Genomic DNA, 14588 nt, shown 5'->3' with positions numbered 1-14588 from the left:
CAAGCCCGCTCCCACACTTACTAAGCCCGGCACAAAAAATTGATTCGACGCCTGAATAGTCAGGCGCCGAAGGGTCTATCAGGCTTGAGTCAACTTCGCAGCAGCACGTTCGAAGCGGTCCAGACCGGCATCGATATCGGCGTCTTCAACCACCAGGCTCGGGGCGAAACGAATCACGTCCGGGCCGGCTTGCAGAATCATCAGGCCTTCACGCTCGGCGGCGTTGAAGATGTCCTTGGCCTTGCCCTTCCAGGCATCGCTCAGCACGCAACCGATCAGCAGACCCAGACCACGGACCTGAGTGAACAGGCCGTACTTCTCGCCAATCTGCTCCAGGCGTGCCTTGAACTTGTCGTGCTTGGCGTTGACGCCGGCCAGCACTTCAGGGGTGTTGATCACGTCGATCACCGCTTCAGCAACCGCACACGCCAGCGGGTTACCGCCATAGGTGGTGCCGTGAGTGCCGACGACCAGGTGTTTGGCCAGGTCTTCGGTGGTCAGCATGGCTGCGATCGGGAAACCGCCGCCCAGGCTCTTGGCACTGGTCAGGATGTCCGGGGTCACGCCGTAGTGCTGGTAGGCGAACAGCTTGCCGCTGCGGCCCATACCGGTTTGCACTTCGTCGAACACCAGCAGCGCATTGTGCTCGGTGCACAGTTCGCGGGCGCCTTGCAGGTAAGCCAGTTCGGCCGGCAATACGCCGCCCTCACCCTGGATCGGTTCCAGCACAACGGCGCAGGTCTTGTCGGAAATGGCCGCTTTCAAAGCCGCCAGATCGTTGTAAGGCACGTGGGTGATGCCGGTGATTTTCGGACCGAAGCCGTCGGAGTACTTCGACTGGCCACCGACGTTCACAGTGAACAGGGTACGGCCGTGGAAACTGTTCAGCGCGGCGATGATTTCGTACTTCTCGCTGCCGTAGCGATCGAAGGCGACCCGACGGGCCAGCTTGAAAGCGGCCTCGTTGGCTTCGGCGCCGGAGTTGCAGAAGAACACGCGCTCAGCAAAGGTAGCGTCGATCAGCTTATGCGCCAGGCGCAGGGCCGGCTCATTGGTGAACACGTTGGACACGTGCCACAGCTTGTTCGCCTGCTCGGTCAAGGCACCGACCAGCGCAGGGTGTGCGTGGCCCAATACGTTAACGGCAATTCCGCCGGCGAAGTCGATCAGCTCGCGGCCAGACTGGTCCCAGACGCGGGAACCGGCACCACGCACGGGGATGAAAGCGGCAGGCGCGTAGTTGGGAACCATTACCTGGTCGAAATCGGCGCGTTGTACCGCAGCGTGCTCAACGGACATCGGAGTCTCCTGAAGAGGAACACTCGCCTGAAACTGGCGAGCGATGAGGGGATTGTAAGGACAGTTTTCAGCCCGGCCTTGCCGCCAAGCGACAACTTCTTATAGCGCAAACCCCGGATTCAGCCGGGTTTACGGCAATGCGACATATAGCGTCGCAAAGGCGCAGTTTAAACTGCCGGCGCAGGTTATAGGCAGGCCTGATGAACGGTGCGGTAAATATGTACCGCACGCCACTCATCATCATCTGTTTTGCTGGCGGCTAATCCAAACGCTAAAGGAATAGCGCATGAATCAAGACGATTTTGAGCCCGCCTCGCAACCGGACTCTCACTTTCATCACGTTTACCAAAACCTGCCCGCATGGCTATTAGAGGCATCGACCGAAACGCGCGGCGCGCTGAAGAGCGCCAGCCTTGTAGCGCCTCCCTGGCATCGCACCGCTTCGCGTCTGCAACACCTGGTGCTGAAAAGCTCAAGCCAGACGCACTGGACCGAACGAAACCGGTTGGGATCGATGTTGGCGAAGGTGCAAAACGCTCAGGATTACGCAGAGCCGATTCTGGCCTCAGCGCTGAAAACCCGCTTCGACCTGGAGCTGGATGTCAAAACCACCTTCCTGCGTCTGTACATCCCGCTGACCACACCCTGGTTTGCGATCAAGACCGGTGCCGCCCGCACCTGGACGGTGTCGATGCTCGACGCGGCGCTGCACAACTTTCAGCCATCAGAGGCCGAGGCCGGCGCTTATGAGGCTGACTCCACCTTCATCAGCGCACCGTCGCCCACAGGGCAGTTCGATACGTTGCCCGAGGTCTCTCGCAAACTCACGATCCAGGCCTTCACCCAGCTGTGCCGCGAACTGGATATTGGCGGCCAATACAACGACTATCTCAAAGACAATCTGGGGCTGACCAACCGGGTAGCCGGGGCTGTTTTGAAATCGAAGGTCGGCCAAACAAACCAGGCAGCACTTCGCTCTGCGCTGAAGCTGGCTCATGCCCGCCGGGATATCGAGGACGATGCCTATAACGCAATCGAGCGATTGCTCGAGGGGCGCGCGCCCATGCCACTGGACGGTTATCCCCTGCACTGTCACGACCTGAGAATGATGTCGTCATCGCTGACCGGCATCATCGTGTTCAGCGCCAAATCGAGCCACACAACCAAGGCCACCCGGATCATCGCCTACATCCCCGATGATCCGGAGCATCCGCTCAAGCAATACCCCGACACCGTGGCGTTCATGAATGAACTGACCCACAAGCTGCGCTCACCCACTTATCAAGCGTTTTTCAGTCGATTCGTCGATCACCACGAACGGGGCTATTTCTTTGCTGATCTCAATCGTCGCCTGCAGGCCGTCACCTGGCATCGGCATACCCGTGGTGACCCACTGCCGAGCTGGCGGGAAACCCCGATCGATCATCCCAATCTACGGTTTTCGATGACCCCGTTCAGGGCGGGACTGTGGAACCACCTCTATCAGCGGCAGCTGAACAAGATCCTCAATGATGCAAGCACCGTTGCCGTCTCCACCGCTCGCGCCGACCAGAACGCACGCTGGGCACAGTGGGACGCCTTCAGCAAAGTGGCCTCGGCGGTCCTGGAAGTCGCAACGTTCGTCGCCTTGCCGTTCGTGCCCTTCCTCGGCGAATTGATGCTGGCCTACATGGCCTATCAGGTCCTCGACGAAACCTTCGAAGGTATCGTGGACTGGGCCGAAGACCAAAAAACAGAAGCGTTCAGGCAACTGTTGAGCGTCGTCGAAACCGTGGTTCAAACGGGAACATTTGTGATCGGCAGCGCCATTGCCGCCCGCACCTTCCAGCGCCTGCTTTCCCCTGAATCAGTGGCGCTGATCGAGCCGCTCAAGCCGGTGCCGGGCCCGGACGGAAAAACCCGTTACTGGAATCCGGACCTCACCCGCTACGAACAAACCATCGACTTGCCCGCTGGCTTGCAACCCGATGACCTTGGCCTGTACCGACACGAGAACAAGACGCTGCTGCCCCTCGAGGGAAAGCTGTACGCCGTGCAATCGAATGCCAGGACAGGTGCGTTCAAGATCGAGCATCCCGACCGGGTCGACGCCTATCAGCCCACCTTGCGCCACAACGGCCACGGTGCCTGGACGACCGAGCTGGAACAGCCGCTGAGCTGGGACCGCGATACCGTAATGCATCGCCTCGGGCATAGCGTCGAATCCTTCAGCCGCGCCGAACGCGAAGCGATCCTGCGCATCAGTGGCTATCACGACAATGTGCTACGGGAGATTCATGTCGAGAACCATCGCCCGCCCTCACTTCTGACCGACACGATCAAGCGCTTCAAAATCGATCGTGACATTCAAAACCTGATTGACCAGAACCACACCGAACACCCCGATTACGATCGGGCACTCAGCCATCGCAAATCGCTATTCGAATCACGCTATCGGGCGCTGGAGAAAACCACGGATCGGCCAGTTCAAGTACTTCAGGCCAACACCCAAGGGCTGCCGACAGACATCGCACAAGAACTGGCCAGCAACGCATCGGGCACCGAGCTGACGCAACTGCATAACGGGACAGTGCCTCAACGCCTGAAGGACGTCGCATTGAAAGCCATGGAGGCGGTGCGTATTACCCGGGCCTACGAAGGACTTTTTCGTGACGCACTGGAAACCGCAGACACTCATCAATTGGCGCTGCACAGCCTGAACACACTGCCCGACTGGCCCACTGACCTGCGCCTTGAAGTCAGGGATTTTTCACAGGAGGGCGCCCTGCGCGACAGCATGGGCCGCGTCGACGCGCCAAACCTCAAAACACTGGTGCGCACCGTAGACGGTAGCTATCGACTTCACGATAACAATGCCACTCCCGGCGACTTTTACCACACCCTGCTTCAGGCACTGCCAGACGCAGAGCGCGCCGCGATGGGGGGCAGCCGTAGATTCAAACAGCGCCTTGCAGAACACGCACTGGAACAACCGGGCCTGCGCACTCTGTTTGCGAAAAACCCTCATCGAAAACCCTTTTACGACCCCACCACCATGCGCCTGCCCGGCGGCACCGAGGGTTACACCCGCCGCGTCGGCATGGCGCCAACGCTCGACGACCGGGTTCGTGAGGTTTATCCCTCGCTCAACGAGGAAGAGCTCCGGTCCATGGTTCTGAGGTTACAACGTCACCCTGATGGCGCTCGCTTCGAACTTTCGCGCCTGGCCAGCGAATTGGCCCGGCTTCGTCAAGATTTGAATGGCTGGGTACTCGACGCGCCCACCACCGACGCCGAAACAGGGCTCGCGCTGAACGATATGGATCGCCAGATCGCCCAGCGTAATCGCAAGTTGCTGGCCCGGGAAATCCAGCGAGCGTGGTGCCGGCAAACTGATCGGGAATTGGACTCCGAGGATGGCGTCGAACGCTATGTGCTCACCTTTGTGGATCCGGTCCCGGGCGATCTGCCGACCTTGAATGCCGATTTCAACCACGTGTCCACACTGTCGCTCGAGGGTCATTTCGCCCCCCAGGGCATCCCGGCTTTTTTAGAACACTTCAAAGGGCTGCGCCGTCTCGAACTGCGCCGCTTCCATCTGAGCACACTGCCCGACGCCATCCCCCGGATGACCAGCCTCGACGCGTTGGTGCTGAGCGACTGCGGGATCAACTTTGACGCCGCCAATTGGTCGAAGCTGCAATCGCTGAACAAACTGACTTCACTGGACCTCTATCGCAATTCGATTGATGGAGTCCCGAGCCTCGAATCGATGCCCGATCTGGTCCAGGTGGACCTGAGTGACACGGGCCTGTCCAAATTCCCTCGCGGCGCGTTCCGAAGCCCGCACCTTGAATCGCTGATGTTGCTGGACAATAAAATCACTGATCTACCCACTGAATTGTTCGACAGTGCGGTGTATGAAAAACAAGGCGTTTATCTCACACACAATCCCCTGTCCAACGCCGCGCGACAGCTGATCAAACAGCAATACTTCAGCACTTCCTTTGATTTGGGTGCCTACGCCCCTGAGGCAGATATTGTCCGCGTCAGAGCGCTGTATCCGGGCATGGAGGTCGAGCAGGCGAGCGAATTTGTGTATGACTTGCCCGGTACGCTGGAAGACGGCCGGATCGAATTGACCCGTCTTGAGCAGGAACTGAGTCAGCTCCAAGTCGATCTGTCCACCTGGACCGCCAACTTGCCACCCTATCACCCCCTGACAGGTGAACCCTTCACCGCATTGCAAGAGTTTTTCGAACATTCAAGCCGCGACGAACTCAAGCACCTACTGGAGCAGTGCTGGCGCAAGGAAACGGAACTGGATGAGTTTGATTCGTCACTTGAACCCGGCTACGAGCTGGTCATCCGATCGCCTGTCCATGGAGAACTGCCAACCCTGAGCGCCAACTTTGATCATGTTTCGTCGGTGGAACTGCAGAGTGCCGATGGCGTAACGCGCATCGGGCGCTTCCTGGAGTCTTTCCCCAAGCTCAAAAACCTCAGATTGCGCTACTGCAATCTCGGAGAAATACCGGAAGCCGTGTTCAAGATGGGTCAACTCCGGTCGTTATCGCTGCCACATTGCCGCGTCCGCTTGACCACTGATTCAGTCAGTGCATTGGCGGCAATGGAACAATTGGAGTATCTGGACCTGGGCTACAACAGGCTGGAGCAAGCACCCGACCTGAGCCAAATGAGCAGCCTGGAGACCATCCTGCTCAATGACACCGGCATCACCGAACTACCGCACGGGCTGATGCAAATGAGTGAACTGGAATGGGCAGACCTAAGCGCAAACGCAATCACCGAAGTGCCCAGCGAAATTCTGGAGTTGCCACTGAAAATCGCAGAGAACATCAATTTCAGAGGCAACCGGTTTTCCGTGGAGAGCCTGTCACGGCTGGTCAGTTACTTCGAGCGCACTGGAGTGGATTTCGGTGTGGAAGATGTCATCAACCAAGGCCAGATGGAGATATCGACGTCTGGTGGTTCCGAAGTAGACGAGTAAAGCAGCCTGCATGTCCGGGCGCGGCGCGCACTGTCAGCCGCGCTCGGACGGCACTGACGACAATTCGAACGGACTGCTGCTACGCCGCTGGTTGCGATCTTCGCGCGGCGTGGCACCAAAGAAGTTGCGGTAGGCGCTAGAGAAATGCGGCCCCGAGGAAAAGCCACACGACAGGCCGATCTGGATGATCGACTTGCTGGTTTGCATCAACATCTGCCGCGCCTTGTTCAAGCGCAACTCCAGGTAATACTGGCTCGGCACACGGTTGAGGTACTGCTTGAAGATGYGCTCCAACTGTCGACGGGACACACACACGTGCTGGGCGATTTCGTCGGTGGTCAACGGCTCTTCGATGTTGGCCTCCATCAGCAACACCGCTTGGGTGAGCTTCGGATGGCTGGAGCCGAGACGGTTTTGCAAAGGAATGCGTTGACGCTCGCCGCCTTCGCGAATGCGCTCGACCACCAGTTCTTCCGACACGGCACCCGCCAGTTCGGCGCCGTGATCACGGGCCAGCACGGCCAGCAACAGGTCGAGTACCGACAGGCCGCCGCACGCGGTCAGACGATCGCGATCCCAATCGAACAGGTGGCTGGTGGCGATGACTTTCGGAAAACGTTCGGCGAAATCGTCCTGCCAGCGCCAATGCACGGCAGCACGATAGCCGTCGAGCAAACCCAATTGCGCCAACGGGTAAACACCGGCCGACAAACCGCCAATCACGCAACCGGCCCGCACCAGCTGTTTCAACGCACTGCTGAGCGCCGGTGCGAGTGCAGTCGGCGGCTCATCGGCGAGTAGAAACAGCTTCTGGAAGTTTTCGAGCTTGCCGGCCCAGGGCTCACCCGGCAATTGCCAGGCGCCTTCGGTCGGCGGTTCAGCCTGCAAAAACGACAGTTCGTAAACCACGTCCGGGTGCACACGCTGGGCAACACGCAAGGCCTCCTCAGCCAGCGCAAGCGTCAGGGCTTTAGTGCTGGGCCAAATCAGGAAACCAATTCGATGGGCAGTCATGGCGGGCAATCCGAAACGAAGAACGGTGATGAAGGCATGGGCCAATGCTAGCCCGGAAATGAACACAAATCTCAAAGCCAGCAAAGATCAAATGTGGGAGCTGGCTTGCCTGCGATAGCGGTGTATCAGTGCCAAAGATGCTAACTGGCCCACCGCCATCGCAGGCAAGCCAGCTCCCACAGTAAATCGGGGCCAGCTTTCAGACTGCGAAGCATGCACTATCGCGGTGCACAACGGCAGCCCTGATTACTTCAGGCTGCCCGAGAGGAATTGTTGCAGGCGCTCGGACTGGGGATTGACCAGTACCTCACGCGGGTTGCCACTTTCTTCAACAACACCTTTGTGCAGGAACACCAACTGGTTCGACACTTCACGGGCAAAGCCCATTTCGTGCGTCACCACCACCATGGTCCGGCCTTCCTGGGCCAGGGCCTGCATGACTTTCAGCACGTCGCCGACCAGTTCCGGGTCGAGTGCCGAGGTCGGTTCGTCAAACAGCATCACCTCAGGTTCCATCGCCAGCGCACGGGCAATCGCCACGCGCTGTTGCTCGCCGCCGGACATGTGGCCCGGGTAAGCGTCCTTGCGATGACCTACGCCCACCTTGTTCAGGTAGTGCTCGGCTTTTTCGCGGGCTTCGGCCTTGGACATGCCCAGCACGTGAACCGGCGCTTCCATGATGTTTTCCAGCGCGGTCATGTGCGACCACAAGTTGAAATGCTGGAACACCATCGACAGGCGCGAACGCATGCGTTGCAGCTGTTTCGGGTCGGCCGCTTTCAGCGCGCCGTCCTTGTTGGCGACCAGTTTCAGCTCTTCGTTGTTGAGCAGAATCCTGCCCGCGTGCGGCTGCTCCAGCAGGTTGATGCAGCGCAGGAAGGTACTTTTGCCGGAGCCACTGGAGCCGATGATGCTGATCACATCGCCAGCCGCCGCTTTCAGGGACACGCCCTTGAGCACTTCGTGACTGCCATAGCGTTTATGCAGGTCTTGGACTTCAAGTTTGTACATGCGGTCGGTTCTCACAAAAACAGTCAGTCAGTCGTTGAGCAAGCGCCCGTGACGCAGCGCTTCGCGCCCCGCCACCTTGGCCAGCCAGAAACCGGGTTGGGCATAACGCAGCCGTTCAATGGCAAACAGCACCCCGGACGTACCAGCACACACCGTGCTGACCCGATCCGACAACGGATCGATCACTTCAAAAATCTCGTCACCGGTTTCGATCCACTCACCGGGTTTACGCAGAAAACTCACCACACCAGGGTGCGGTGCAAACAACAATTCAGTGCCTTCGAACGGCATGCCTTCGCAAGGCTCTTGCGCAGGTTTCGGCCATTCACCGCTGATCAAGCCCTGTTCGGCGAGGAACGCCAGAATGCCTTCAGCGTGAGCCTCAGACTCAGCGCGACCGGTATCAGCCTGACCACCTAATTCAATGGTAGTCGCCAGACACGCCAGTGGAATCTGCGCCTCCGGGAACAGGCGCGACAAACGCAACCATGGCAGCGAGCAGGCTTCGTCGAACGAACTGCCACCGGAATCTTCCGCCAGCAGGCCGACCCGCACATTCAGGTGCGCGGCCAACGAACGCCAATGCGGCCAGTGTTGTGGCAGCGCGTACATATGCAGCGCCGCTTCCGAATCGCAATGCAAATCCAGCACCACGTCAGCCGTGCAGGCGTGGCTGAGCAAGATGCGTTGCATGCCTTGCAACTGGCTACTCGCCTCTGGCAATACGGCCAGATGATCAGCCATCGCCTGACGGATCAAGCGAATGTTGGCATGCGCATCATCACCAAGACTTCCAGCCAACGCAGCCGCAACCGGCGCACTCAACTCGACGAAATCACGGTTGAAGTTCTTGCCGCTGCCCGCTTCGAAACGCCCTTGATGATTGCCTTGAACCAATTGGCCGAGGCCCATCGGATTAGCCACTGGCACCAGTTCGATCACGCCGTTGAGCAAGCCCTGGGCTTCGAGTTCGGCCAGGCGCTTTTTCAGCTCCCAGGCCGTGCGCATCCCCGGCAGTTCATCGGCGTGCAGGCTGGCCTGAATGTAGGCCTTGCGCTCGCCGCGGCCGAAGCGGAACACCGAAATCTGGCGTTCGCTGCCCAGGTGGCTCCACGGCAATGCATGATCGATGCGTTCCATATCAGTGCTTCCGCGGGGCCAGGTAGCCCAACCAGCGGCGCTCGGCCAGTTTGAACAGCTTCACCAGAATGAAGGTCAGGCACAGGTAGAACACGCCGGCGGTGATGTAGGCTTCGAACGGCAGGTAGAACTGGGCGTTGACCGTGCGCGCGGCACCGGTGATGTCGATCAGGGTCACGATGGACGCCAGACTGGTGGTCTGCAGCATCATGATCACTTCGTTGCTGTACTGCGGCAACGCCCGGCGCAGGGCCGATGGCAACAGGATTCGCTTGTACATTTTGTAGCGCGACATGCCCATGGCCTTGGCCGCTTCGATCTCGCCGTTCGGCGTAGCACGCAGGCTGCCGGCGATGATTTCAGCGGTGTAGGCGCTGGTGTTGATCGCAAAAGCCAGGCACGCACAGAACGTTGCGCTGGACAGCCACGGCCAGAGGAAGCTCTCACGGACTGCTTCGAATTGCGCCAACCCGTAGTAGATCAAAAACAGCTGCACCAGCATCGGCGTGCCGCGGATCACGTAGGTGTAGAGCCAGGCGCTCATGTTGACGGCGGCGTTTTTCGAGACGCGCATCAAGCCCAGCGGCAAGGCGCACAGCAGGCCGAAAAACAGCGACAGCGCGAGCAATTTGAGGGTAGTCACCAAGCCGCCGAGGTACAGCGGCAAGGACTCCCAAATGACGTTGTAGTCGAAGATCATAGATCAGCCGCCCTTACGCCTACCGAGTAGCGCTTCTCAAGGTGACGCAATGCCAGCAACGAGACGCTGGTGATCACCAGGTACATCGCCGCCACTGCGAGGAAGAAGGTGAAAGGCTCGCGGGTGGCATCTGCCGCCTGCTTGGCCTTGAACATCATGTCTTGCAGGCCCACCACCGAAATCAACGCGGTGGCCTTGGTCAAGACCAGCCAGTTATTGGTAAAGCCCGGAATCGCCAGGCGAATCATCTGTGGCACCAAGACCCGGAAGAACACCTGAAAACTGCTCATGCCGTACGCCATGCCAGCTTCTGCCTGCCCCTTCGGGATCGCCATGAAGGCGCCACGGAAGGTTTCCGACAGGTACGCACCGAAGATGAAACCCAGGGTGCCGATACCGGCGGCCAACGGGTTCAGGTCGATGTAGTCGTTAAAGCCCAGCAGCGGTGCGACGCGGTTGAGCAGGTCCTGACCGCCGTAGAAAATCAGCAGGATCAACACCAGATCGGGAATACCGCGGATCACCGTGGAGTACAGATCGCCCAGCCAGGCCAGCCAGCGAACCGGCGACAGACGCAGCGCAACGCCGATCAGACCCAGAACGATGGCCAGGGCCATGGACGACAAGGCGAGCTGAAGCGTCAGCCATGCGCCATCGAGGATGACAGCCCCGTAGCCTTTCAACATGATTCAGGTCCTCGAAAGTTGGGATGAAAAAATGGCGCAAACCTCAGAGATCCTGTTGCTTGCGCCATTTCGGACTTGTCGCTTGGACGTATTACTTGCCGTAGATATCGAAGGCGAAGTACTTGTCCTGGATTTGCTTGTACTTGCCGTTCTCACGAATGGCAGCGATGGCAGCGTTGAGCTTGTCCAGATCAGCCTTGTCGTCCTTGCGAACAGCGATACCTACGCCGTCGCCGAAGTATTTGACGTCGGTGAAGGCCGGGCCAACGAAGGCGAAGCCTTTGCCAGCGTCGGTTTTCAGGAAACCGTCATCCAGCAGCGTAGCGTCTGCCACGGTGCCGTCGAGGCGACCGGCGGCCACGTCGAGGTAGATTTCGTTCTGCGAACCGTAAGGCTTGACCTCGGCACCCAGCGGGGCCAGGACTTCACGGGCGAAACGCTCGTGGATCGAACCACGCTGCACGCCAATGTTCTTGCCCTTCAATTCAGTCAGGCCGTCGCTGACTTGAGTGCCGGCCTTCATGACCAGGCGAGCCGGGGTGTTGTAGTACTTGTTGGTGAAGTCGACAGACTTCTTGCGGTCTTCAGTGATCGACATGGACGACAGGATCGCGTCGATCTTGCGCACTTTGAGGGCCGGGATCAGACCGTCGAACTCTTGCTCGACCCACACGCACTTGACCTTCATCTCTTCGCACAGGGCGTTGCCGATGTCGTAGTCGAAACCAACGATGCTGCCGTCCGGTGCTTTGGAAGCGAACGGAGGGTAAGCCGCTTCGATACCAATTTTGAGAGGCTTTTCATCGGCGAAGGTTGGCAGGGACAGCACGGACAGTGCCAGGGCGCCAAGCAGCACGAGTTTCTTCATCTTGGGACTCCATCGGTAAAGGGCAAAAACGGCAGAGTGAGCGACAGCCCAATATGCGAGTGAGTAGAACCACAAAAGCGATTGCTGCGCCCTGGGAATCGCGTGTTGATTTTCAACACGGACACTGACGAGCGAGTGACCGGCATTCTAACGACAGGCCCGAAGCCGATATTTCTTCAATGCGACAACTAATTACAGAAGCACCGAGAAAGCCGCCTGAGCGCGTTGACAGCCCTGCAAAATCATGCAAGAGCAAAAGACAGTGAACCGATCTATGTAGCAAATTGCGGGCCTATTATTGGCAAACCCTTCTAATCCGGCAAGCTTGGCGTTAGTTCTTATTTTCCAGGGGGGCTAAAGAGGTCCAGGAATGGGGCTTGGCGTTTCCCTATGCCTCGAATTGGCGCGAGCGGTTACACATTCAGTTACTTGAAGGGGGATGGGTAACAGTGGGAAATGACTGACGTGGTAGGCCGATAATTATTGGCTGGTGTTTATGTGGCGCTGATCGTTCCTACGCTCTGCGTGGGAATGCATCCAGTGACGCTCCGCGTCACGCACCTCAAGGAACGCGGAGCGTCCCGGGCGGCATTCCCACGCGGAGCATGGGAACGATCGGCACAAAAAAGCCCCGCCAGGCTCAACACCTGGCGGGGCTTCGATGACGCTACCGCCGGCGCTTACGCGACGTGCATGGTCTTGTGCGTATCAATCAAATGCTGCACCACACCCGGATCCGCCAGGGTAGAGATATCCCCCAACCCGTCGTACTCGGCCGTGGCAATCTTGCGCAGAATCCGGCGCATGATCTTGCCCGAACGAGTCTTCGGCAGCCCCGGTGCCCACTGAATCACATCCGGCGAAGCGATCGGACCAATCTCCTTACGCACCCAATTTTTCAGCTCCAGGCGCAGTTGCTCGCTCGGCTCTTCGCCACCGTTCAGGGTGACGTAGACATAAATGCCCTGCCCCTTGATGTCGTGCGGCACCCCGACCACCGCCGCTTCGGCGACTTTCGGGTGAGCAACCATCGCACTTTCGATTTCGGCGGTGCCCATGCGGTGCCCGGACACGTTGAGCACATCGTCCACGCGACCGGTGATCCAGTAGTAACCATCGGCATCGCGACGGGCACCGTCACCAGTGAAATACATGCCGCGGAAGGTCTTGAAGTAAGTGTCGACGAAACGGTCATGATCGCCAAACAGCGTACGTGCCTGGCCTGGCCACGAATCGAGAATCACCAGGTTGCCCTCGGCAACGCCGTCGATGATGTTGCCCAGGTTATCCACCAGGGCCGGCACCACACCGAAGAACGGACGTGCCGCCGAACCCGGCTTGAGGCCGTGAGCGCCCGGCAACGGGCTCATCATGTTGCCGCCGGTTTCGGTCTGCCACCAGGTATCGACGATCGGGCAACGGGACTTGCCGACGTTCTTGTAGTACCAGTCCCAGGCTTCCGGGTTGATCGGCTCGCCGACCGAACCCAGCAGACGCAGGCTGCTGCCATCGGCGCCTTCAACAGCGGCGGTGCCCGAGGCCATCATCGCGCGGATCGCCGTTGGTGCGGTGTAGAGGATGTTGACCTTGTGCTTGTCGACGATCTTCGCCACACGGGTGATGTCCGGGTAGTTCGGCACGCCTTCGAACAGCAACGTGGTCGCGCCGTTGGCCAGCGGGCCGTAGACGATGTAACTGTGGCCCGTGACCCAGCCGACGTCGGCGGTGCACCAGAAGATTTCGCCCGGACGATAGTCGAACACACGCTCATGGGTCATGGCCGCATACAGCAGATAACCGCCGGTGGTGTGCTGCACGCCCTTCGGCTTGCCGGTGGAGCCAGAGGTGTAAAGGATGAACAGCGCTTCTTCGGCACCCATCTCTTTAGGCGCGCACACGGTGCCCGCCACTTTCATCAGGTCTTCGTACCAGATGTCGCGATGCTGGTTCCACTTGATCTCGCCACCGGTGCGCTGGCACACGATGACCTTCTGGATGCTGCTGGTTTCCGGGTTGGTCAGCGCGTCGTCGACGTTGGCCTTGAGCGGGATTTTCTTGCCGGCACGAACGCCTTCGTCAGCGGTGATCACCACTTTGGATTTGCAGTCGATGATGCGACCGGCCAGGGCTTCCGGGGAGAAACCGCCGAACACAACCGAGTGAATCGCGCCGATCCGGGTACAGGCCAGCATGGCGACCACGGCTTCAGGGATCATCGGCATATAGATAGTCACCACGTCGCCGCGGTGTACGTCCTGACCACGCAGGGCGTTGGCGAACTTGCAGACTTGTTCGTGCAGCTCGCGGTAAGTGATGTTGCGGCTTTCGGCAGGATCATCCCCTTCCCAAATGATCGCGATCTGATCACCGCGCTCGGCCAGGTGACGGTCGAGGCAGTTGTAGGAAACGTTCAGCGTGCCGTCGGCGAACCATTTGATGTCGACATGGTGATCGTCGAAGGAGGTCTGCTTCACCGTGGTGAAAGGCTTGATCCAGTCGAGGCGCTTGGCCTGTTCACGCCAGAAACCGTCCGGGTTGACGACCGATTGCTGGTACATGGCCTTGTAGGTCGCCTCGTCAGTCAGCGTATTAGCCAGAACCTCGGGACGAACGGGATACAGGGAAGCCGCACTCATCTTTCTTACCTCGGTGGAATAGTTGTTTTTGTATGGCACCGTTTTAGCCGTGCCGGGCCTATAGAACCATTCGACGATGGTAGTAACAAGCCCCTACAAAATGTCGTGAATAGCCCGCAACCCCAACTACCACGCCTCTTTCAGGGTGTTTCAACCCCCCGCCACAATGCGGTCTGTAGCAGCTGGCGAAGCCTGCGTCCGGCTGCGCAGCAGTCGTAAAATCAGCAATTGCGGTGTATCAGGC

9 protein-coding genes are annotated in these 14588 nt (G+C 59.0%); 1 reads left to right on the top strand and 8 read right to left on the bottom strand.

The features are described from left to right. Window positions 1-78 precede the first annotated feature (78 nt). Window positions 79-1299, bottom strand: coding sequence for an aspartate aminotransferase family protein (locus AC1D2P_RS14705; protein ID WP_046031529.1), 1221 nt, complete (start codon window positions 1297-1299; stop codon window positions 79-81). A 286-nt stretch (window positions 1300-1585) separates the two neighbouring features. Between AC1D2P_RS14705 and AC1D2P_RS14700 the strand changes: the two genes are divergently transcribed. Next, window positions 1586-6289, top strand: a complete 4704-nt coding sequence (locus tag AC1D2P_RS14700; protein WP_477757826.1) for a dermonecrotic toxin domain-containing protein — start codon at window positions 1586-1588, stop codon at window positions 6287-6289. 33 nt (window positions 6290-6322) lie between these two features. On the opposite strand, the gene argR is transcribed toward AC1D2P_RS14700, so the two are convergent. The 7 genes from argR to acs form a co-directional block, all read right to left on the bottom strand. Next, window positions 6323-7303 (bottom strand): transcriptional regulator ArgR, encoded by a 981-nt coding sequence (argR, locus tag AC1D2P_RS14695; RefSeq protein ID WP_477811483.1) that lies wholly within the window; start codon window positions 7301-7303, stop codon window positions 6323-6325. A gap of 246 nt (window positions 7304-7549) precedes the next feature. Continuing rightward, window positions 7550-8314 (bottom strand): ABC transporter ATP-binding protein, encoded by a 765-nt coding sequence (locus tag AC1D2P_RS14690; protein ID WP_046031526.1) that lies wholly within the window; start codon window positions 8312-8314, stop codon window positions 7550-7552. A gap of 27 nt (window positions 8315-8341) precedes the next feature. Further along, on the bottom strand, window positions 8342-9454 hold the full coding sequence (locus tag AC1D2P_RS14685; protein WP_109785134.1) for a succinylglutamate desuccinylase/aspartoacylase family protein: 1113 nt from the start codon (window positions 9452-9454) through the stop codon (window positions 8342-8344). Between the two features lies 1 nt (window position 9455). Then, window positions 9456-10154, bottom strand: coding sequence for an ABC transporter permease (locus tag AC1D2P_RS14680; protein WP_077431439.1), 699 nt, complete (start codon window positions 10152-10154; stop codon window positions 9456-9458). Then, window positions 10151-10840, bottom strand: a complete 690-nt coding sequence (locus AC1D2P_RS14675) for an ABC transporter permease (RefSeq protein WP_077431437.1) — start codon at window positions 10838-10840, stop codon at window positions 10151-10153. The genes AC1D2P_RS14680 and AC1D2P_RS14675 overlap by 4 nt, the downstream gene beginning before the upstream one ends. 91 nt (window positions 10841-10931) lie before the next feature. Further along, window positions 10932-11708 carry an ABC transporter substrate-binding protein gene (locus tag AC1D2P_RS14670; protein WP_077431435.1) on the bottom strand — a complete coding sequence of 259 codons (777 nt, stop codon included), beginning with the start codon at window positions 11706-11708 and terminating at the stop codon, window positions 10932-10934. A gap of 680 nt (window positions 11709-12388) precedes the next feature. Continuing rightward, window positions 12389-14344, bottom strand: coding sequence for an acetate--CoA ligase (acs, locus tag AC1D2P_RS14665; protein WP_109785133.1), 1956 nt, complete (start codon window positions 14342-14344; stop codon window positions 12389-12391). Window positions 14345-14588: the final 244 nt, after the last annotated feature.

Source organism: Pseudomonas sp. P1_F1_2, from assembly GCF_056405815.1.
This window is presented reverse-complemented; position numbering and strand designations above follow the sequence as displayed.